The sequence below is a fragment of the Pedobacter sp. R20-19 genome (genome assembly GCF_000708265.2).
Taxonomy (GTDB): Bacteria; Bacteroidota; Bacteroidia; order Sphingobacteriales; family Sphingobacteriaceae; genus Pedobacter.
In genome coordinates this window covers 532,820-554,946 of record NZ_JCKI01000003.1, presented here as the reverse complement: position 1 = coordinate 554,946, position 22,127 = coordinate 532,820, and the positions used below count along the sequence as shown (strand labels likewise).

The window sequence follows — 22,127 nt, the reverse complement described above, 5'->3', positions numbered from 1 at the left end:
TTTTTAAAATGCTAAATTTTTTGGTTAATTATTTAGGTTAGTTATCAAGCCTGAACCGGATTAATTTTCTGTACCTTTTTCTGATAAGCCCAATAAAAAACAATCGGGTAAACAAAAAGGTTGAAAAGCGTGTTGGTGATTAATCCACCAATTACCACAATAGCTAAAGGCTTTGAAGCCTCAGAACCAATTCCGGTAGAAAGTGCTGCGGGCATTAATCCAATAGCAGCCATCAGCGCCGTCATCAATACAGGCCTAAATCGGCTGGCGATTCCATCACGCATCGCATCGGTAAAAGTCCAGCTTTGATGGTGTTTTAAGTCTGCTAGGTTTGATTTGAATTTAGTAATCAGGATCACTCCATTCTGAACACAGATACCAAACAGGGCAATAAATCCAATTCCGGCAGAAATATTAAAGTTAACCCCAGCGGCCAATAAGGCCAGTATACCGCCAATCATAGCGAAGGGTACATTGTTTAACACCAATAGTGCATCGCGAATGTTGCCGAAAAGTACAAACAAGATAAAAAAGATTAGTAATAAACTTACCGGAACCGCTTGTGAGAGGCGTGAAATGGCTCGTTGCTGATTTTCAAAGTCGCCGGCCCATTCCAGTTTATATTCTTTTGGCAGCTTAATTTCGGCGTTTACTTTTTGCTGTGCCTCAGCAATTACACTTCCCATATCCCGTCCACGAATCGAGAATTTAATGGCGCCATAACGTTTGTGTTTATCGCGGTAAATCATACTAGGGCCGGTAATCTTTCTGATGCTTGAGATCTCGGCCAGCTGAACATTTGATCCGGATAGGGTAGGAATCCGCAGTTTGCCAATAGAACTTTCATCGTTTCTAAAATCTTCAGGATAGCGGATAATGAGATCAAATTTTCTTTCTCCCTCGTAAATTTGTGTGGCGGCCTTTCCACCAATAGCCATTTCAATTACGGCATTGGCATCAGCGGTACTGACACCATAAAGCGCCATTTTTTTCTGGTCGAGGTTGATCTGTAACTCCGGCTGACCTAAGTTTCGTAATATGCCAAGGTCTTCGATTCCATCTACAGTTTTCAGAATTTTTTCAATTTTTTCTTCCTCCCTTTCCATAAAATCGAAGTTTTCGCCAAATAGCTTCACCACAATAGAACCTTTTACGCCAGACACGGCTTCCTCTACATTGTCAGAAATGGGTTGAGAAAAGTTTAAGCTAATGCCGGGGAAACCTTTTAGTTTTTCCTGCATCCGCTCAATCAGCTGTTCTTTACTTTGTTTTCGCTTCCATTCTTTCCGCGGATAAATATCAACATGAAATTCCATGTTATAAAAACCTGTGGCATCTGTACCATCATTCGGGCGACCAGTTTGTGACATCACCTGTTTCACTTCTTCAAAACTTAAAAAGATCTTCCTCATCTCATTGGAAAGCTTTTTGGTTTCATCTAAAGAAATACTCAATGGCCCCGTTGCCCGTACGTAGATAGATCCTTCATCCAGGCTGGGTAAAAACTCTGTTCCCAGAAATTTAAAACTAAAAATCCCCAGAACCAGTACCAAGATGGAAATGGAAAACACCAGTTTTTTCTTGCTGAAACACTTATCGTAAAATTTAAGGGTCGCTTTAGTAATCCATTCTAAAAACACATTATGCTTTTCTTTAACGTTCTTTTTTAGTAATACACTCGCCATTGCGGGCACTAGTGTGAAAGTTAAAATGAGGGCTCCAAGAAGGGCAAAACTTAGTGTCCAGGCGAGGGGAGAGAACATTTTACCTTCTACTTTTTCAAAAGTGAAAATAGGTAATAACCCGGTAATGATGATGAGTTTGGCAAATAAAATCCCTTTTCCATTTTCAAGGCTGGCTTTTTTAATGAAGCCCAGTTTGCTCATTTTATTAAAGCGCTCCATTCCCAGTTTTTTGGCTTTCATATCCAGCGTTACAAAAATCCCTTCTACCATCACCACTGCGCCATCAATAATAATCCCGAAGTCGATCGCCCCCATAGAAAGCAGATTTGCAGGCATTCCCTTCAGCTTCAGGCAGATAAAAGCAAACAGTAATGCCAGTGGAATAATGATGGAAACAATCAGGGTGGTCCGCCAATCTGCCATGAATAAAAATACAATCAAGGTAACAAATAAAATTCCCTCCAGCATGTTGCCCATAACCGTATGCACGGAATAATTAACCAAATCTTCCCGATCATAAAAAGCTTTAATCTTCACATCATCAGGTAAAATACTGTTGTTAATTACCTCAATTTTCTCTTTCAGGCGGGCAATTACTTCGCTAGGGTTTCCACCTTTTCGCATCACAACAATGCCCTCCACCACATCCGGATCACTGTCTCGTCCTACCTGTCCTAATCTTGGTAAGGCAGATTCTGCTACTTCTGCAATGGTTTTAACATAAATTGGTGTTCCGTTGATGTTATCTACCACCACATTCCTGATTTCATCAATGTTATTGAGCACGCCTATTCCTCGAACCACATAAGCCTGGCCACTTTGTACAATCACATCACCACCTACATTAATGTTGCTTTTAGAAACAGCTTCGAAAAGTTCTGTTGCCGTTACCCCATACTGAATTGATTTTTGCGGATCAACCGTAATCTGATAGGTTTTCACTTCCCCTCCAAAACTCACCACATCTGCAATGCCCGAAACCGCCAATAACTCCCGCTGAATCACCCAATCCTGCAGGGTTTTAAGTTCTCGTACGGATTTGGTATCACTGCTTAAGGTATAACGAAAAATCTCACCCGTTGGTCCGTATGGAGGCTGTACTTCGGGCTGAATGTCTTCCGGAAGATCGGCTTCATCCAAATGGTTATTTACCTGTACCCGGGCTTCGGCATAGTCTACATCATCTTCAAAACTTACTTTAACAATAGAAAGCCCAAACAGGGATGAGGAACGGATGCTCGTGCGCTTTTCAGTAGGATTCATCGCAATTTCCAGCGGACGACTTACAAATTTCTCTACTTCTTCAGCACTTCGTCCGGGCCACTGCGTAATAATGGTAATGTTGGTATTGGTTACATCAGGAAAGGCATCAATAGTGGTGTTTTTAAAACTTAAATAACCTGCAAGGATAAGGATAAAAGTGGCAAAGAAAATAAAATATTTATTCTTCAGTGCAAAGCCGATGATGCTTTTGATGAATTTGTTCATAGGGAAAAAATCTGTTGGGTAAAACGAAGGTTACTGGGTTTTAAGGTTCTCAAAAAGAAAAACCTGTTTGGAGGCAATTACACGGTCGCCAGCCTTTAAACCTTTACTGATGTATACCAGACCCGCAGTTTTTCTCCCAATTTCGATTTCCTGAATGTGTACCTTACGCTCGTTATTTAATACCAATACATAATTTTTATTATTGTCGAAAACAATAGCCCTCGCATTTACTGCAGGAAGATCAATACCAGCATGTGCAGATACTTTAACGGTACCCAGCATGCCTGGTTTTAATAAAGCCTGGGTATTGGCAATCACTACACGGGCATTCATCACTTTACTTTCCTGATCAATCAGGTTGTATATTTTATCAATTTTACCTTTAAATACCTGTTCAGGATAGGATAGGGTAGAGAGACTAACTTCGTCTCCTGCTTTGATGCGTGATATATCAGACTCATAAATATTAATCATGGCCCATACATTAGATAGATCGGCAATGGTGAACAGGCTTTTGTCGTTATCGCTACGCAGCTGCATGTTATTGGTCACGTTTTTTTCAATAACAAAACCACTAATGGGAGATTTAATGGCGTATGAACCGGTGTTGCTGCCACCATTAAGCTTTAAAACGGCATTAGCTCTTTTCAGTTCTGCCTGCTTAATGAGGAAATCATTTTTAGCTTCTTCCAGTTCCTTAGCTGATGATAGACCGCTTTCATACAATTGTTCTGCTTGTTTTAAGGCACGATTTGCATTTTTAACTTCAGCATTGGCGGCTATCACCTCTTTATCAAACCCAGCCATTTCTGAACTGGTTACAGTAGCTAAAATTTGCCCGGTATTTACCTGATCGCCCAGGCGCACGTTTACCCGGTTTACCAATCCACTTACCATGGGGAAAAGTTCCGATTTGCGGTCTTCATTAGCCGTTATCTTGGCAGAAAAAATGAGATCAGCTTTGCTGTTGGCCTGTTGCACCGTATCAATTAATAACCTGTTCAGTAATGAATCTGTAATGGCAAACTTTTCGGGGGCAGCTTCTGTTTGATGGCTGCCACACCCAAAGCCTAAACCAATTGAAGAAAATAAAATTACCTTTATTGTATTTTTGTAAATGTGATGCATCATGTTATTTAAATAGGTTTGTACCGGTTACATAATTTAATTCTGCTCTTGAGTTCAGTCTTTGTAGCTGAACCTGATTGATCTGCAATACATTTTCTTTGTAGGATTGGTAGAGATCCAGAAATTCCATTAAACTGATATTTCGTTCCCTGAAATTTTTAATCAGGCCGGAGATCAGTTTGGAAAAACCATTGTTAAAGTCAGGATCAATTGCCGCAAAAAGTTTTTCATTCCGAAGAGCAGTCTGGTAGCTGTTAAAAAGCTCATTACTAAGCAAAAGTTCATGTTTATTAACCTCAGCCGTTGCCGCATCAATGCCAATTTTTGCTTTTTTAATTTCTCCCTGATTTCTGTTAAATAGCGGAATGGGAATTTTTAAACCTATGCCAGTATATTTTTCCGGGTAATTTCCTTTCAAATCGTAGCTTAATGAAATTTCAACATCAGGTATAGCCATTGCTTTCTGTAGTTTTAAGTTGAGTTCATTATAATCTAAGGCTGCTTTAGATCGTTTTAAATCACTTCTGTTGTTTCTGGCCGAATCCAGTAAAGTGAGGTAGGGGATCTGGTTTAGGGGTAGTTCTGGTTGAGCTGAAGATAAGGTTAAAGATAGATTTGCACCTGGTGCTAAACCACAGAGCATACGAAGGTCGCGGTATTCATCTTCCAGCTCATTCAGGAGGTTGGTTTGTTCTGCCTGTAGTCCGATCAATAAAGATTTAATCCTGATCACATCCTTTAGCGCTACATTCCCTGCTTTTAATTGGGTTTCATATGCCTTAATAAGCATTTGTGTGGATTTGATCTGTTCATCAAAAACGTTGACTGATTTCGCAGTGAAATATGCTTTGTAGAAGGTATTCTGTAGCTCAAATTTTAGCGTTCGTTGTACATCGAAATATTCCATTTCTGCCATCCTTACGCCGGATTGTGCCAGTTTAATGTTTTTATTTCTTTTACCAGCCAATTTAATCAACTGCGAAACGGAACCTGCAAACTGACCATAGGCATAGGAGGTTTGCAAAAATTTACCGGTTTCATGGTTGTACAATAGATTTTCGTATTCCAGTTCTGGATTATCAAAAAGCCTGGCGGTGATGATTTCTGCTTTAGCCTGATCAATCTGATAATTGGCCGCCAGTAAATCGAAGTTTTGTTTTAGAAAAAGTGCTTCTGCCTGAGGCAGGTTTAATTTTAAAGTATCCGTTTGGGCAACGGAAACTGCGCTGAAAAAACCCAGTAAGAAAAAAATCAGGGTACCTATCCTTATCATGCCACAAATCTATCTCAGCCGAATTAAACGCGAATTAAATCGAAATTAAAAGCAGATTAAAGTTGAGGTAGGTAGATGATGAGGCAATTCTGTTGATTTGCTGTAACCGATATTTCTATTTTTCCTTTAAAAAGTGTAATGATCTTATTTGCCATATACAAGCCCATACCTTCACCTTTCTCACCAATTTCAGCCGATTGTGTATAAAAAGGCTTAAATACTTCTTCGTGTGCTGAGGATGGGATCCCTGGACCTTGATCAATAATCTTAACCAGAAATTGATGATTTGAATATTCCAGTTGCACCATTACCTTTTGATTTCCGGAAAATTTAAAAGCATTGGAAATCATATTGTCGATGGCAATTTGCAGTAAAACAGCATTCACGGAGACAAGGGGTTCTGCATCGTTTTCCAGTAAATTTTGAATGTCTAACTGTTGATGATGATGTGACTGCCAGTCAGACTGAATTTTAATTAAAAGATTGTCCAGTCGAATAGATGATAACTGCGAATTAATTAGTTCAAGATCCATTTTAGCTAAAGCCAGTAAGCCATTGATGATGTGCTCCATATTTTCCGCATCATCTAAAATGGAATGAATAACTTTTTGATAAGCCTGAACATCTCTTTCTTTCAAGAGCGCCAGCTCGGCGGTCATCATCATTCTGGTTACCGGTGTTCGTAATTCATGTGATGCATTGGCTACGAAGGTTTTTTGCAAGATAAAGGCTTGTTCAAGTTCTTCCATTAAATGGTTAAAACTTTGCGCAATAAGGTTAATTTCGTCTTTGGTCTGGTTTTCTTCCACCCTGAAAGCCAGATTTTCTGAGCCAACCTGTTTTACTTCAGCCATGAACTTTTTAAGCGGTTTCAGCATTTTTTCTGCCACCCACCTGCTCAACAATAAAACAATGATTGAAATGGAAACAAAAGTAACCACCATAATTTTGAGCAATTTTTCCAATCGGTTATGTGTACCCTGATCGGTAGCAGAAGCCAAAATCACAAAATCGCCCTGATTATCCTTATAATAAATGCCAACTACCTGCCGCTCGCCATCTTTGTATTGCAGGTGTTTTTGGTTTCTCACCCGGTTAATGGTCGCCTTCGTCCAGTATTGTGCAGAATCACCGATAAAGGTTGCCCGATCCCGCGAATCATAAATCCGGATGACTTCGTCCCTAAGTTTCTGTAAATATTGGTGTCGTACACTGCTCAAAGCATCTCTGCTCATTTCGTCTGCTTCCAGGTAAAGCTTAGCCGTAACCATGGTGCGGTCTGTCAGGCGTTCAAAAAAATCAGCCTGAAGAAACTTCATAAAGGTAAAATAGACCATGCACAATACCGCAAACAGCATGGAGGTGCTAATGAGGGTAAAATACAGTGCAATGCGGTCTTTTATTTTCATTATTTAAGGATGTAACCCATATTAATTTTAGTGTGGATCAGCTTTCGATCAAAACCCTTTTCAATTTTCTTCCTTAAAAAATTGATATATACATCTATTACATTGGTACCGGTATCAAAGTTGATGTTCCAAACTTGTTCGGCAATATACTGGCGGGAAAGCAATCGGTTTGGATGCCTTAAAAACAGTTCAAGCAAGTCAAATTCTTTAGCACTCAGCTCAATTTTTTTATCTGCTCTACTTACTTCTTTACTTGAGGTGTTGAGGCAAAGGTCTTGAAAACAAAGCTGATGGCTTTCAGGAATTGAGATAGGTGACTGCCGCCTTAAGAGGGCTGTTACTCTGGCCAGAAGTTCTTTTAGATGGAAGGGTTTAACCAGGTAATCATCGGCCCCGGCATCTAAACCCATCACTTTATCATCTACTGTTCCCATTGCAGTAAGCATGAGAATAGGGGTGTTGATCTGGCTTTCACGCAAGTGTTTGCACAATTGGATACCATTTAAACCTGGCATCATAATGTCTATAATCAGGAGATTAAAATCATTTTTGATAAAGCTTTCGAGGGCATCTGTTCCATTATAGGCATTCCAAACCTGGTAACCATTTTCTTCCAGCGCTGATTTCAGCAGTCCTGCAATTTTAAGGTCATCTTCTGCTATTCCTATTTTAAGCATAGTACAAAAGTAATGAACTCATCTTAAAAGGAGATTAAAATAGAACAGTAGGTCAGATTAATAGACCAACTATAACGGTAGTCCTCCTGAGCTTGACTCAGGATCTATTGAAAAGATAATTTACCAATTAGTTCGCATAATTCAAGTGGTCTAAGAAAGGTCCTGAATCAAGTTCAGGATGACGAGGTGGCTATAGCGATCGTTCATTCCCGGTGGCTTTATACTTCTTTTTATAAAGAGGTTATCTAACTAACTATGACGAGGTGGCTAGCGATCGTTCATTCCCAGCGCTCTGATGCGTTTATTACTGTCGGTTTGGTGTCTTCACCAGTCGAAACGCCTCATTTTGAAAATGTTTAGGCATTAAGCAATCATCATTTAGGTCGGTGGGACACACGAGCGATAGTATTTACGCAAAAAAAATCTCATTCAAACTTTCACAGGTGATTGTATGAATGAGATTTGTTAATAGATAACTTTATTTATCCTTTCCTAGCCATATCAATCATCATTGAAATTTCATCAACGGCTGCTTCATTGCTGCCATCAAATCCCATTAAATTAAACCTGATATTTCCCTGTGGGTCAATAACAAACTTAGAGGGGATACCATTCACTTTATAATCGCTCACTACTTTATTAATTTTGGTTTCAGGATCCTTATTGTCCATCAACACCTCAAAATTATAGTTCTGTGATTTGATATAGTCGCCGGCATCTTTGGTAGGCGTAGCGGTTTTTTCCCAGGTATGGATGAACAAAAACTTTACATTAGAGTCATCTTTGTATTTGTTAACAGCCATTTGCATTGCTGGAAAAGAAGCTTTGCATGGTCCGCACCAGGTGGCCCAGAAATCTAGAATAACCGTTTTGCCTTTTAAACTACTTAAGGTAACCTGTTTGCCATCCAAATCTGTAAGTGTAAAATCTACTGCTGGCTTTTTAACCATTTCTTTTGTTAATTTTTGTTGAAGGTTTGCAATTATTCCCTTTCTAATTTCAGCTGCATACTGTTCAAAACCGGCATCGCTGCCTTTTACTTTGATGTAAAGTGTTTTAAAGGCTGCACTCATCTCATCGTTGGCCTTGCCCGATTTTACAGCTTCTTCCAGTTTAGTATAGGCCTCTTCATTTCTGTTTAAAGCCATCAGAATTTTTGCATACTGGAAGTTTGATCTTGGTGATGCTGTTTTGGGATTGGTTGAGGCTAACTTGGCATATTTTAAGGCTTCGTTGTAATTCTTCTGTTCAAAAAGAATATTGGCATAAGTCATGGTTAAACCCGGATAGCCCGATGCGGCAAACTTAGAAGAATTTTCATCTGGCAGTTTCCCATCGTAATACACCTTTGCGCTTTCCATTGCTTTTTTATAATAAATAGAAGCATTTTTTAAGTCGCCGGATTTATAAAAGGCTTCAGCCAAACCACCATAACCATTTCCTTTCCAGAAATCTACCAGAAGTTTTTCGCCGTATTCAATTGCTTTTGCCGTATTTTTTTGTTCGGCATAACCGGTAGCAATGCTGCTGGTTACATAATCATAAACGATCAAATCCTCACCACTAAATTTAGAAGGTGGAAACTTCTGAATCCACGCTTTATAAGCTTTTTCTTTTTCGGCTGGTGTTTTCAAATTATAGATGTCATCACTGGCAGCTTTGTTTCTGGCGCGTGAGCCTAAAGGGAATTTTTTCACCTCAGCTTCTAGCAATGAATCACTTGCTTTTTGATTTTTTAATTTATAGTAATAGTTAATGGCCAAATCCATTTCCTTTTCACTGTTTGATGCAGCAAGTGTTTTCAGTTTAGTATTTAATAGTGCCTGATCGGTGGGGTTTTTAGAGGCGATTAATTGATCTAAATGATTTTTGGTGCTATCTAGAGGTTTGGTTTGTGCGCTTAGCTGCGTTAACGTTGCAGATAGCGCCAGTGATGTAAGAATGATGTTTAAATATTTCATCTTTTAAAAAATTTAGGTAGTTTTTTTAATTATATCCAGGGTTCTGGCTTAGGGCATTATTGATCAAAATTTGTGCTTGAGGAATAGGATACAATACTGAAGTGGTTTTCCATGTTGAAGGTCTGAGCGCTCCCAAAACAGCATCCGCTCTATTTGTTCTTTTTAAATCAAACCAACGATGGCCCCATTCTCCAAAAAATTCCATTTTTCTTTCCTGCTCAATTGCTAAAAGCATTTGTGGCTGTGTTAAGGTTGCACTAATACCAGTTAAACCAGCTCTTGATCTTACTGCATCTAAATCAGTTTTGGCACCGCTAAGGTTATTAAGTTGTGCTCTGGCTTCTGCTCTGATCAGATACTGTTCAGCAAATCTTAACATCACATTATACTCATTTCCAGTGCCTGAACCTATCTTATATTTAGTAATGGAATAATAAGTTTTGCCTCCTAAAGTTTTAGAAGCGGTCCAGTTCGTGCGACGTAAATCCGTTGTGCTTTCAAAACTCTGATAAGTTCCGTCAGCTAAAGAATAGTTTGGAATTGCTGTGGCTGTAGACACATAATTATTCCCTGGTACAGAAAATCCGTTAACATTCGCAATTTGCCAGATAATCTCATTACTGGTATTGACGAATGCCAACTCTGGTACAGGCAAACTGTATGTTCCAGAACTGATAACTTGTGTTGCTTGTGCTTCTGCGTTTGCATAATCCTTTTGATAAAGATAGACACGAGCCAATAGGGCAGAGGCTGCATATTTATTTATCCTGCCTCTAAAAGTACCAACATATGCGGTTGGTAATGAAGCTTGTGCTTCAGTTAAATCTTTAATGATTTGTGCATAAACCTGGGCTGAGGATGTACGTGGCAAAACGGCATTATCAAAGGCAGAATAATCATCCTTTAACGGTAACGGAACATCGCCAAATAAATTAACTAAATAGAAATAAAAATATGCACGTAAAAATTTAGCCTCTCCTAAAAGCTGCGCTTTGGTAGAAGCAGTGAGTGTAGTAGAAGCTGTTATCCCGCTAATGGCATTATTGGTGTTTTTTATAGATGGATATAAATTGCCCCAGGTTGTATTTACAAAACTATTGTTCGTTAAAATGGCATTTTTCGAAAATTCCTGTATGATTGCATCCGAACCATTATACTGTAAATCATCTGCTGATATTCCTGGGTATAAAGTGATATGGGTTAGAAAAGCATTGGTATTTGCCGAAGCAGTTGTATAAATACCCATTACAACACTCTGTGCGGCAGCGTCTGTTTTAAAGACATCTCCAAATAAAACCTGCGTTGGAGGGGCACCCAGTTCTACAAATTTTTTGCAGGAGGAAACAGTGAAAACTGATCCAAGAACAAGTGTAATATAAATTAAATTTTTATATGTTTTTTTCATGATGATCAAAGTTAAAATGAGCAATTAATACCAAATACAATTGTTCTTAAAGGTGGCAATACCTGGCCAATGGTTCCTGTACCCAGACCTGAAGGTCCACCTTGAACGGTAGTTTCAGTATCCAATGTGTATTTATTCTTGGCCCATGTGTACAAATTCTGCCCCTGAACAAAAATACTCGCATTTGAAATCTTTACTTGTCTAAGCCATTCTTGCGGCAGGGTATATGATAAGTTTACTGATCTTAACTTTAGATAAGAAGCATCACCATAAACCGCGTCAGATTGGGTATAAAGATTATATGAATTCGCTATAGTTGTGCCAGAAGTAGCTGAGGCTCCAGGAATATTGGAAGAAGTATTTGCTGGTGTCCATCTGCCTAACCAATAATCGTTTTGATTGATCAATGCACCCGGGCGGGTATTTAAAATTTGAGTTACCCCAAATCGATGGTTAAACTGAAAAAATATACCTAACTCAAAACCTTTGTATGTAAAAGTGTTATTAAATCCACCAAAGAATGGTGTTCCAAGATCAGCTATATAACGGTCGTTTTGATTGATTATGCCATTTCCATCTCTATCTTCATAAGTCGCCGCGCCCGTAGCTGGATTTACACCTAAAAAGTGGTAAGGACGAATAAGGTTGAGGGATTCTCCTACTACATAACTTGAAGCCAAAAAGGACTTGTCAAGATCAGGGAATTCAAGCAGTTTATTGTTGTTAAAAGTTAAGTTTAGTGAAGACTTCCATGAAAAATCTTTAGCAACGATATTGGTTGTATTCAATTCTAATTCCAAACCTTGATTTTGAATAACAGCTGGAAGATTTTGTGTGTAAGAATTATAACCACTTTGGAAAGCTACAGCATTTGAGGTGATTTGATCAGATGATCGGTTTCTATAATAGTTAGCGGTAAAGGAAATCCGGTCTTTTAAGAAACCTAAATCGATTGCCAGATCTATTTTTTTGGTTGTTTCCCACTTAATGGTTTGATTAGGAAGTCCGCTAGGTATTAAAGCAGCATTACCTAAATAAGGCGTAGTTGGGTTATACAAAGAAAGATAAAGATAATTTGGGATCTGATCATTACCAGTTGTACCAAAACTGGTTCTTAATTTACCAAAACTTAAAAAGGATAAATTGTCTTTTATAAAATCTTCATTAGAGAACACCCAAGCTGCGCCAACTGCACCAAAATTACCGAATCTGTTTTCTGGTCCAAACCTTGACGATCCATCACGCCTGAATGTGGCATTGATCAGGTATTTTTCTTTCCAGTCGTAATTTAATTTTGCAAAAACCGCATTGTACTTATACTTCACAATGTTGTTATAAAGAACGGTAACTGTTCCGGCTGCACTAAGCGTACCTAACAATTCTTCAACACTATAATTGTTTCCAAAAATAGATGTTCCGCTAGACGTATTTTGTTGGAAACTGGTACCTACCAAAGCAGTAAACTTACCCTGACCAATATTTTTGGAATAATCTATAGTTGGCTCTACACTCCAGTTTTGAGTGGTAATATTTGCAAAAGTTGCCGAGCTTACAATATTGTTTGCAGGGTTTTGTGAAGATGCCGGATTGGTATTAACTTGCTCAATTCTGGTCGTTGTATAACCAAAGTTTGATTTTGCCGTTAAACCTGGAAAAATGGTATATCTAATGGTTGAATTAGCGATTAAGTTATTGGTAATACCCATATATTTTTTTTGTAGCGTAGCCAGTGGATTGGTAAAACCATTTGCCCAAAACAATTTACCTGCAGCATCATAGAGTGGCAGGTTTGGAGGCAAGTTGTAGGCCGAAGATACATCAGATGCTGGCAAGTTTGTATTATCATTTGTGTAGCTTACTGAGAATGATGAACCAAATTTTTTGTTTTGCGAAACATGGTCAAGATTTAATCTCGAAGAAAATCTTTTATTGCCATTATCACCTAAAAATACACCAGTTTCTTTACGGTAAGCAGAGTTGAAAAAGAATCTCGTTTGATCATTGCCACCAGATAATGAGGCATCAACCTGATTCAAATGACCACGGTTTCCAATTAATAATTTTTGAAAATCTGTGCCATTGTTTTGATCCCAAACCGTTAGATCGGGTGCATTGGTGGCATTAGGCGCAGCATTATCATTTTGAAAAGCCTCTCTTCTCAAGGTTAAATATTCCTGAAGGTCTAAAGTTGGAATAAAGCGGCTAACTTCTGTAAAACCCGTCATTAAGTTTACACCTACTTTAACTTTTCCCGGTGTTCCCTTTTTAGTGGTAATCAGCACCACTCCGTTTGCACCTCTTGAACCATAAATGGCGGTGGCATCAGCATCTTTCAAAATATCTATCCTTTCAATATCAGATGGATTGATCATGCCAAATGGGCTAATACCGCCACTTGCGCCAGATGTTCCAAAGGCATTCAGGTTATCAGTTGCTGGTTGTCCACCATTAAAATTCGTAAAAGGCACACCATCAATTACGTAAAGTGGGATTCCGCCAGATGAAAGGGAGTTTTGTCCACGAATTTGTACCTGAACAGTACTTCCTGGTACACCATTATTTTGTGCAATTAATACACCCGACATTCTACCTGACAGTGCTGCCAATGGGTTGCCCACAGGTTGTTTCTGAATTTCATCAGCAGATATAGAAGCAACAGAGCCCGTATTTAGCTTTCTGGTTGTGGTACCATAACCAATAATTTGTACTTCATTCAAACTGCCTGACTCTGGCGTTAATGAAACCTTTAAAGCTGTATTTTCATTAACTGCCACTTCCCTGGTTACATAACCAATATAACTGAGTATTAAGGTAACACTTTTCCCATCTGGTACGGTAACACTAAAATGTCCGTTTTGATCAGTTGCAGTGCTGAACACTTTATCTCCTTTAATGCGAATAGATACACCTGGAAGTGGATTTCCGGCCTCATCAGTAATCATTCCGGTTAAGCGAGTATCATTAACTGCATTATTGGTAATTAATTGAGCTGATTTGGTAATTAGAATTTTGTTGTCAACCTGCTGATAGGTAAATCCTGTTCCCTTTAAAAGTAAATCCAATATCTCTATTACAGATCTTTCTCCTGCAGGAATACTTACTGGCTGGAGATTTTTCAGTTCGTTGTTGCGGTACAAAAATCGAAACTGACTATTTGCTTCAATTTTTTTGATCGCAGAAATCATGTTTTCCTGCTCTATTTTGATAGAAATTTTTACTTGCCGCGCCGATTGAGCAATGAGATCTGTAGCGAACAGGCATTGGAGAGAAGCTGTTAATACGATAGCAATGAGGAGGCTGGTGCGCATAAGCTGACGAATTAAATATCGTGTTTGGGTTGATGCAGAGAAGAAAACATATTTCTTCATACCCTCTGCCGATTGTGCAGAAAAATACATAATTTTAAGTGTTTTAAATGAATCCTAGAAAATTGTTTAAACGCGTAGATACAGTTAGCGCTATATCTACACCGGCTCCTTGTTTAGCGACAAGGAGTTTTTTTATTCATTCAAATGCGCAGCTGGTAAATTTTTTTCATGTGGTTTGGTTTAGTTGATTTTGGTTTATTTATTATTCACATCCTGCACCCTTGATGGTTATGCCGCCGGCGCTGGTTTGGTATTGTGCATTATTGTAGGAGCAAATGATTTTAAGAATTTCTTCTAATGATTCTCCATTTAAAAAAGTTGCCGTAAACCTGCATTTTTTTGGAAGTTCATTTTCAAATGTAATTGGAGTATTAAATCTTTTTGATAAAATTTTTGCTGCCTCCTCTAGAGAAATATCATCGAAGAAAATATCGCTTTCCTGCCACTGTATTGCGTTTTTAGCCATTACATTGACAAGATTGATACGTTTGTTTTTTCTGTTAAAAATAATCTGCTGGTTTGGAACAAGAATGCCTAAAACTGATTGGCTATCTGTTACACTTACTTTTCCTCTGGTAACGGTTACTTCAATATTATGGTTGCCATCATAAGCTTTAATGTTAAAGGCTGTTCCTAAAACTTTGGTGCTCAGTTTGCCTGCACGCACTATAAAACTTTTTTTAGCATCATGCCTGATGTCAAAATAACCTTCACCCACTAAGGTTACGATCCTTTCAGCGCTAAAAACTTTTGGATAAGTGATGGAACTGTTATGATTTAGGATCACCGTACTTCCATCAGGTAAATTTACTTTCTGGTGCTCATCTTCAGTTTTGATGGTTAATGCAGGATTCGGATTTACAATTTGCTTTGATTGGCTAGCTGTTTTCTCCGCCCATTGGGGCATTTTGTTTCTATCTTTAAATAGTACTGCAGCAAAACAAACGATAAAAAAAGCTGCAGCCCATCCTAGCCATTGTCGAGACAAGTTCGGTTTTTTCTTTATAAATTTTGAATCAGTGGAGATCACCTGTTCGAGGATCTGTTCTGCTTTGACTGAATTTAATGCTGTTTCAGGACTTTTATTCCAAAAATTATCCATCACCAGATCGAGCACTGTAGTATCATCCGCATTTTTTATAAGGGTCATAAACTCTTGCAATTCTGCAGTAGAGCATGTTCTGTTCACATACTGATCAAATAAATAGGCGGCTCTATCCAATTGCATTTTCTTTAGTTTGATGGCTGTGAGGTTGAAATAAGAATTTTCTACCTCGCTTTTAAAGTAATGACAATACAAAAATGAAAAGGAGGTAGTTAAATAAGAGATTATTTTATAAAAAATAATAAAAGTGGAATAACTTTTATTTGATCTTGCGTAATTAAGAAGTTTTTTATTGATTTTACAGCATCTCGCAAGTGAGTTTTTACTGTTAAGGGAGATAGGTTAAGTTTATTAGCCACATCGGTCTGTTTTAAGCCGTCGATATGGCAAAGGCGATAAATTAATTTTTGCTGTGGCGGAAGTTTTTCAATGGCAGATTCCAATAACTTCTTTGTTTCTTTAAATTGAATCTCATTTTCTGTAGCCAAATCTACATCAGATGTTCCTTGGTGGGCCTTTAGGATATTCCTTTGTTCCACCGTAGCTTTTTTCAAGGCATTCAACGTTTCATTTCTTGCGGTTGTACGCAAAAATCCACCAAAATTTTCAATCTGTACTAAATGAGTTCTCTTCACCCAAAGCTTAATAAAAACATCCTGAACAATTTCCTCAGCCGCGGCATCTTCCTGAAGAATGGCTAGTGCGTAGCCATAAACTTTGTTGCGATAAAAATTAAAAAGAATGCCGAACGACAGCTGATCACCATTGGCAATTTTTGCCAGGATCAACTTTTCATCCACCAGTTCCTTTTGCATGGTGCTAATATATCAATTAAACGAAGTTTTATGTCTGATTATAGTGATGATTATTATTATTTTTGATCAGTTCTGGTAGCTCATCTTCATCACTATAGCTATAATTTCAAATTGGGGATGAGGTTTAAAAAAGCCTGAAAATTGGCTTTGTATTTTTTCTTATCCAGTTTAAAATAAAAGGCACCTTTCTTTGAACCTGATTTATCTTTTTCTTCGAGCTTGATAAGTAAACCTGTAGAACTGATTTTTCTGCTAAAATTCCGGGTATCTATTTTAGTATCGTTCACCTCTTCAAAAAGCATCTGCAACTGTGGAATGGTAAACTTTTTCGGCAACATTTCAAATAAGATAGGGTGGAGGGCAGCTTTGTAACGCAGTTTTTTACGGGCATCAGCCACCATTTGTGCGTGGTCAAAAATTAACTTTGGGCTTTCATTCACCAAAAACCATTCTGCATGATATTCATCGCTTAATTGCGCTTCATATTTATGAATATCAATTAAAGCAAAATAGCCTACTGATAGTGTACGTTCAATTGGATCGCGATGAGGTTCACCATAAATTTGTAGCTGTTCCAGGTAAATTCCTTCTAGGCCGGTATTTTTTTTCAATACCCTATTGGCGGCATCATCCGGACTTTCATTGGCGCCAACAAACCCACCAATTAAACTCCATTTGTTAATTTCAGGTTCCAGGCCACGCTTCACCAGCAATAATTTAAGGCGCTCTCCGTCAAAACCAAAAACAATGCAATCTACAGCCACCAGATAATGCGGTTGGCCTGAATATTCTATCATGCTGAAATTAAATTAAATGTGCCTGAATATCTTCAAAATTTCACGAAAATAGAAATTATAAGCAAATTATTAAATGTCATTTTGACAAATAATAATTTATTTATACTTTAGCCGAATTCAAATTCCATTTTGTAGCCCAAACATTCTAATCCATAATATAACATGAGTACAACATTTGATCTTGATTCAAATCCGCACAGAAGGCTAAATATTCTCACTGGAGAATGGGTTTTGGTATCACCGCATCGCACCAAGCGGCCATGGCAAGGTAAGGTTGAAGATTTAGCGGCAGATAACCGCCCGGACTATGATCCAAAATGTTACCTGTGCCCGGGTAATGATCGTGCAGATGGCGATGTTAATCCGGATTATAAAGAAAGCTTTGTTTTTAAAAATGATTTTTCGGCTTTGCTGGAAGACACACCTGCAGCTGGCATGAATGACGATGGCTTGTTGGTGGCGCAAAATGAGCGTGGCATCTGTAAGGTAATCAGTTTTAGTCCTAAACACAATTTAACCTTGCCAGAACTTGGCGTAAATGAAATTACAGCAGTTGTAGATTTATGGCAAAAGGAATTTAATAGCCTATCTGAAAATGAATGGATTAAGTATATCCAGATTTTTGAGAATAAGGGCGAAATTATGGGTTGCAGCAATCCACATCCACATGGGCAAATTTGGTCGCAAAGCGAAGTGCCAATGGAAATTGTAAAAGAAACTGAACGCCAGAAAAATTACTATGCTGTTCATCGTCAAAGTTTATTATCAGCCTACCTTAAAATAGAATTAAAAAAGAAGGAAAGAATTGTTTATGAAAATGAACATTTCGTAGTGCTGGTTCCATTCTGGGCTGTTTGGCCTTACGAAACCATGATAATTTGTAAGCGACAAGTAAATAGCATTAAGTATTTCAGCAATATAGAAAAACAAGCGCTTGCGGATGCTATAAAGGCTTTGACTACCAAATACGACAACCTTTTCAAAACCTCGTTTCCTTATTCTGCTGGAATGCACCAGGCACCTGTAAACGATGGAGAACATCCGGAATGGCACTGGCATATGCATTTTTACCCGCCATTATTACGTTCGGCTACGGTTAAAAAATTTATGGTAGGTTATGAAATGCTGGCTAATCCACAGCGAGATATTACACCAGAATTTGCTGCAAACCGCTTAAGAGAATTGTCAACAAAACATTATAAATTAGCATTAACCAAATAAACATTATTAAGAGCGAATGGATATTGAGCGTTTAAAAAGTACATTCAGAGGTATTTACCAAACTGAGCCCATTCTGGTAAAATCTCCGGGAAGGATTAATATTATAGGCGAACATACCGATTATAACGGTGGGTTTGTAATGCCTGCGGCCATTAATAAAGCCATTTATGTAGCGGTATCAAAAAGAGATGATGAAGAAATTCACTTATATTCTGAAAGTTATCAGGCATCTTATACCTCTTCTGTTTCAGCAATAGAAAAATCTGATCTAGGTTGGGCAAACTATGTACTGGGCGTAGCCGATCAATTGGTTAAAAGGGGCTACAAGATTGGTGGCTTCAATCTTTATTTAGATGGAAATGTTCCATTAGGTGCAGGACTTTCCTCCTCAGCTGCCTTGGAGTGTGCAACGGCCTTTGCGCTTGACCACCTGAATGATCTGGGTATTTCACAAATGGATCTGGCTTTAATTTCACAAAAAGCTGAACATGTGTTTGCTGGTGTAAACTGTGGAATTATGGATCAGTTTGCTTCTGTATTTGGCAAGCAGAATCATGCTGTTTTACTGGATTGCAGAACCATGGAATATGAATATATCCCTTTGGAATTGGATGGCTATAAACTTGTTTTACTGAACACCAATGTAAAACACTCCCTTTCTGATTCTGCCTATAACAAAAGAAGATCTCAATGTGAACAAGGCGTAGCCTGGATTAGCGCTCACCACCCAGAGGTAACGAGTTTAAGGGATGCCAATGTAAATATGCTGGAGGAATTTGTTAAGCTAAAAGATGCGGAAGTTTACCAGAAATGTAAATATGTAGTAGAGGAAATCGTCCGGATTCAAAAAGCTGCTGAAGCACTTAAACGTGGTGATTTAGTTGCATTAGGAAAACTCATGCTCGAAACACATGAAGGCTTAAGTCAAGATTATGAAGTAAGTTGTAAGGAACTTGATTTTCTGGTTGATTATGTGAAAGATTTAGATCATGTTCTTGGTGCCCGGATGATGGGAGGCGGATTTGGCGGCTGTACCATTAACATTGTAAAAAATGAGGAAATTGAGGCATTAATTACAGAGGTGAGTGCACTTTATGAAAAAGAGTTTGGTTTGTCGCTTGATGCATATGTGGTAGAAACGGCGAACGGATCATCATTAATTGATGCCTGAAACCTGGATTTTTAAAAGATCTTGAAATAAAAATAATTAGAATTTAATAAGCCATTTGGGCCAGTTGAAAAAAACTAAACAAATAAATGAATGAAAAATAATATTCTGGATACAAAAGATTACATCGTATTTGCGGTGTATTTTGTAATTGTAGCAGCCTATGGGCTTTACATTTACAATAAGAAAAAATCTGTATCAACAGGCTCAAAAGATTACTTTTTAGCCGAAGGGTCGCTTACCTGGTGGGCAATTGGTGCTTCACTAATCGCCTCTAATATCTCTGCCGAGCAATTTATCGGCATGAGCGGTTCGGGATTTAAAATGGGATTGGCCATTGCCACTTACGAATGGATGGGAAGTTTAACCCTGATTGTAGTGGCGGTTTTCTTTATTCCAGTTTACCTCAAAAACAAAATTGCCACCATGCCGCAGTTTCTTCACCAGCGCTATAACGGCACTGTTGCCATGATTATGGCTGTTTTTTGGTTGCTTTTATATGTAGTGGTTAACTTAACTTCTATCCTCTATTTAGGTGCATTAGCGGTGAGCAGTATTTCGGGGTTCAACCTGGAGTTGTGTATGTATGCCATCGCAGCCTTTGCCATCATCATTACATTAGGTGGGATGAAAGTAATTGGATATACGGATGTTATTCAGGTGTTCTTCTTGATTTTAGGAGGCTTGGCTACAACCTACCTGGCGCTTAATCTGGTATCTACCCATTACGGAACAACGGGTATTTTCGAAGGTTATCATCTCATGAGCACTAAAGCATCAGAGCATTTTCATATGATTCTGAAACCTGACAATGAAAATTATATCGATTTACCAGGTTTAAGTGTGCTGATTGGTGGGATGTGGATTGTAAACCTGAATTATTGGGGTTGCAATCAATATATTACCCAACGTGCTTTAGGTGCCGATTTAAATACCGCAAGAGGTGGCTTATTATTTGCTGCCTTCCTGAAATTGTTAATGCCCATCATTGTGGTGCTTCCGGGTATTGCGGCCTATGTACTTTACAAGGATGGTGCATTCCAGACAGAGATGTTGCAGAATGGTTCTGTAAATCCAGATCGTGCTTATCCGGTACTCCTTAATTTACTTCCTGCAGGCTTAAAAGGTTTGTCTTTTGCAGCACTTACAGCTGCGGTCGTGGCATCTTTAGCAGGCAAGGCGAATAGTATTGCCACTATTTTTACCCTGGATATTTATAAAAAAGTGATTAATCCGGCAGCAACAGAAAAAAATCTGGTATTAACCGGAAAGATTTCCATCATTGTAGCGATGATTTTGGGTGTATTAATTGCGCCTCATCTGGGAATTGATAAAAAAGGTGGTTTCCAATATATTCAGGAATATACCGGTTTTGTTTCACCAGGCATTTTTGCCATGTTTATTCTTGGTTTCTTCTGGAAAAGAACCACTTCAAATGCCGCATTATTTGCCACAATCGGTGGTTTCGGAATGTCGCTATTGCTTAAGGCTTTACCAAATTTAACAGATCTTTCGTGGTTATCAGGTTTAGGTTTTTCTGTGAAAAATGCAACTGGAATTTATGAAATTCCTTTCCTTGATCGAATGGGTTTTGTTTTCGTATTCTGTATTATTGGTATGATTATCATCAGTTTATTTGAAAACAGAAAAGGTGTAAATCCTAAAGGACTGGATATTGATGTTAAAATGTTTAAAACCAGTACCAGCTTTGCCGTTGGAACATTACTTATTATTGGTTTGTTAGTGGCACTTTACAGTGTATACTGGTAAGTATTTGCCAAATATTTTATCAGTTTAGGGATAACAGCTTTGGTTGTTATCCCTTTTTGTTTAAAATTATTTCTTCTCGTAAGGTGACATATCTATGTTAGATGAGAGGACAAATGCATATTATAATTTGCCATCTAGATCATTTTTAATCTGCGGGATATAACAAGTAGTAACCTCCCAATGACCTTAAATCTGCCGGAAATGTTTAGGTTAACACGATCTTATCTAATGACTTAAAGTTTTTAATGTTATGGTTCAAAAAAAATCTTTACAAGTGATTTAGAAATTTAAAACTAAAATCAAAAAAACAAACAGATAGAGACTTGATAGATTGTAAATGTACTAACGTTGTAAACGTGGACGTTTAGATTTAAACGCTTCATTAGATCTGGGTTTCGAAGCTGGCTTTTTCGGCGCAGCTTCTTCAGATAACTTAACAGTGATCACATTGCCTTTAAATGTTTCTCCATTAAGCATAGAGATAATGTTCTTCGCATCATCTAAACTTGCAACCTCAATAAAGGCATAACCCTTACATTTCCCGGTAGCCCGATCTCTAACAACCTTTATCGTATCAATTTTACCATGGAGACTTACAAAAATTGCTAAATCCATTTCCTGAATATTGTCTGCCAGGCCACCTACGAAAAGCTTGTTCATTTTTAGAATATTATTTTAATTATTGATATCGCTTTTGATAACGTTTTCGCAAGCACTATGTTTTATATTAAATTGTTTTGCAAAATAAAAATTTATAATGGTGAAAACAAAACAGATTTTAACTTAAAAGCTTATAATTCTCACATTATCATTAATTTGTATGAGTTGAACCTGGGAATTAATAGTTCAGGGTTTTA

General features: G+C 38.1%; 15 protein-coding genes. 3 read left to right on the top strand and 12 right to left on the bottom strand.

Annotated features, from left to right (window positions below):
* Nucleotides 1-44: 44 nt before the first annotated feature.
* The 11 genes from AN34_RS09965 to AN34_RS09915 form a co-directional block, all read right to left on the bottom strand.
* Nucleotides 45-3,173 (bottom strand): efflux RND transporter permease subunit, encoded by a 3,129-nt coding sequence (locus AN34_RS09965; protein WP_029284859.1) that lies wholly within the window; start codon nt 3,171-3,173, stop codon nt 45-47.
* A gap of 30 nt (nt 3,174-3,203) precedes the next feature.
* Nucleotides 3,204-4,304: an efflux RND transporter periplasmic adaptor subunit gene (locus AN34_RS09960; protein ID WP_231625524.1), complete on the bottom strand. Its 1,101-nt coding sequence runs from the start codon at nt 4,302-4,304 to the stop codon at nt 3,204-3,206.
* A gap of 1 nt (nt 4,305) precedes the next feature.
* Complete coding sequence (locus AN34_RS09955; protein ID WP_029284855.1) at nt 4,306-5,574, bottom strand: TolC family protein; 1,269 nt, start codon at nt 5,572-5,574, stop codon at nt 4,306-4,308.
* Between the two features lie 56 nt (nt 5,575-5,630).
* The gene (locus AN34_RS09950; RefSeq protein ID WP_029284853.1) at nt 5,631-6,983 is read right to left on the bottom strand and encodes a HAMP domain-containing sensor histidine kinase; all 1,353 of its coding nucleotides are present in this window, start codon (nt 6,981-6,983) and stop codon (nt 5,631-5,633) included.
* Nucleotides 6,983-7,660 carry a response regulator transcription factor gene (locus AN34_RS09945; RefSeq protein WP_029284848.1) on the bottom strand — a complete coding sequence of 226 codons (678 nt, stop codon included), beginning with the start codon at nt 7,658-7,660 and terminating at the stop codon, nt 6,983-6,985. Before AN34_RS09945 ends, AN34_RS09950 begins: the two co-directional genes overlap by 1 nt.
* A gap of 482 nt (nt 7,661-8,142) precedes the next feature.
* Nucleotides 8,143-9,621 carry a redoxin domain-containing protein gene (locus tag AN34_RS09940; RefSeq protein WP_029284846.1) on the bottom strand — a complete coding sequence of 493 codons (1,479 nt, stop codon included), beginning with the start codon at nt 9,619-9,621 and terminating at the stop codon, nt 8,143-8,145.
* Between the two features lie 25 nt (nt 9,622-9,646).
* Nucleotides 9,647-11,026, bottom strand: coding sequence for a RagB/SusD family nutrient uptake outer membrane protein (locus AN34_RS09935; RefSeq protein ID WP_029284844.1), 1,380 nt, complete (start codon nt 11,024-11,026; stop codon nt 9,647-9,649).
* Nucleotides 11,027-11,037: 11 nt separating this feature from the next.
* Entirely contained in the window at nt 11,038-14,424 is a 3,387-nt protein-coding gene (locus tag AN34_RS09930; protein ID WP_157263274.1) for a TonB-dependent receptor, read from the bottom strand.
* Between the two features lie 172 nt (nt 14,425-14,596).
* Nucleotides 14,597-15,622 carry a FecR family protein gene (locus tag AN34_RS09925; RefSeq protein ID WP_157263273.1) on the bottom strand — a complete coding sequence of 342 codons (1,026 nt, stop codon included), beginning with the start codon at nt 15,620-15,622 and terminating at the stop codon, nt 14,597-14,599.
* A 101-nt stretch (nt 15,623-15,723) separates the two neighbouring features.
* Nucleotides 15,724-16,314: an RNA polymerase sigma factor gene (locus AN34_RS09920; protein WP_051666407.1), complete on the bottom strand. Its 591-nt coding sequence runs from the start codon at nt 16,312-16,314 to the stop codon at nt 15,724-15,726.
* A gap of 98 nt (nt 16,315-16,412) precedes the next feature.
* On the bottom strand, nt 16,413-17,111 hold the full coding sequence (locus tag AN34_RS09915; protein WP_029284835.1) for an NUDIX domain-containing protein: 699 nt from the start codon (nt 17,109-17,111) through the stop codon (nt 16,413-16,415).
* 162 nt (nt 17,112-17,273) lie between these two features.
* Here AN34_RS09915 and AN34_RS09910 point away from each other — a divergent pair, with 162 nt between their 5' ends.
* From AN34_RS09910 to AN34_RS09900, 3 genes are all read left to right on the top strand, one after another.
* The gene (locus tag AN34_RS09910; protein ID WP_029284833.1) at nt 17,274-18,332 is read left to right on the top strand and encodes a UDP-glucose--hexose-1-phosphate uridylyltransferase; all 1,059 of its coding nucleotides are present in this window, start codon (nt 17,274-17,276) and stop codon (nt 18,330-18,332) included.
* 16 nt (nt 18,333-18,348) lie between these two features.
* Nucleotides 18,349-19,503, top strand: coding sequence for a galactokinase (locus tag AN34_RS09905; protein WP_029284831.1), 1,155 nt, complete (start codon nt 18,349-18,351; stop codon nt 19,501-19,503).
* 90 nt (nt 19,504-19,593) lie between these two features.
* Complete coding sequence (locus AN34_RS09900) at nt 19,594-21,270, top strand: sodium/sugar symporter (RefSeq protein WP_029284829.1); 1,677 nt, start codon at nt 19,594-19,596, stop codon at nt 21,268-21,270.
* A gap of 342 nt (nt 21,271-21,612) precedes the next feature.
* On the opposite strand, the gene AN34_RS09895 is transcribed toward AN34_RS09900, so the two are convergent.
* The gene (locus AN34_RS09895; protein ID WP_029284827.1) at nt 21,613-21,930 is read right to left on the bottom strand and encodes an RNA-binding protein; all 318 of its coding nucleotides are present in this window, start codon (nt 21,928-21,930) and stop codon (nt 21,613-21,615) included.
* Between the last annotated feature and the right edge of the window lie 197 nt (nt 21,931-22,127).

Coding starts and splice junctions, on each gene's coding strand:
- AN34_RS09965 (WP_029284859.1), bottom strand. CDS start 3,173: ATGAACAAATTCATCAAAAGCATCATCGGCTTTGCACTGAAGAATAAA.
- AN34_RS09905 (WP_029284831.1), top strand. CDS start 18,349: ATGGATATTGAGCGTTTAAAAAGTACATTCAGAGGTATTTACCAAACT.
- AN34_RS09940 (WP_029284846.1), bottom strand. CDS start 9,621: ATGAAATATTTAAACATCATTCTTACATCACTGGCGCTATCTGCAACG.
- AN34_RS09955 (WP_029284855.1), bottom strand. CDS start 5,574: ATGATAAGGATAGGTACCCTGATTTTTTTCTTACTGGGTTTTTTCAGC.
- AN34_RS09915 (WP_029284835.1), bottom strand. CDS start 17,111: ATGATAGAATATTCAGGCCAACCGCATTATCTGGTGGCTGTAGATTGC.
- AN34_RS09930 (WP_157263274.1), bottom strand. CDS start 14,424: ATGTATTTTTCTGCACAATCGGCAGAGGGTATGAAGAAATATGTTTTC.
- AN34_RS09895 (WP_029284827.1), bottom strand. CDS start 21,930: ATGAACAAGCTTTTCGTAGGTGGCCTGGCAGACAATATTCAGGAAATG.
- AN34_RS09925 (WP_157263273.1), bottom strand. CDS start 15,622: ATGCAATTGGATAGAGCCGCCTATTTATTTGATCAGTATGTGAACAGA.
- AN34_RS09935 (WP_029284844.1), bottom strand. CDS start 11,026: ATGAAAAAAACATATAAAAATTTAATTTATATTACACTTGTTCTTGGA.
- AN34_RS09945 (WP_029284848.1), bottom strand. CDS start 7,660: ATGCTTAAAATAGGAATAGCAGAAGATGACCTTAAAATTGCAGGACTG.
- AN34_RS09960 (WP_231625524.1), bottom strand. CDS start 4,304: ATGATGCATCACATTTACAAAAATACAATAAAGGTAATTTTATTTTCT.
- AN34_RS09900 (WP_029284829.1), top strand. CDS start 19,594: ATGAAAAATAATATTCTGGATACAAAAGATTACATCGTATTTGCGGTG.
- AN34_RS09910 (WP_029284833.1), top strand. CDS start 17,274: ATGAGTACAACATTTGATCTTGATTCAAATCCGCACAGAAGGCTAAAT.
- AN34_RS09950 (WP_029284853.1), bottom strand. CDS start 6,983: ATGAAAATAAAAGACCGCATTGCACTGTATTTTACCCTCATTAGCACC.
- AN34_RS09920 (WP_051666407.1), bottom strand. CDS start 16,314: ATGCAAAAGGAACTGGTGGATGAAAAGTTGATCCTGGCAAAAATTGCC.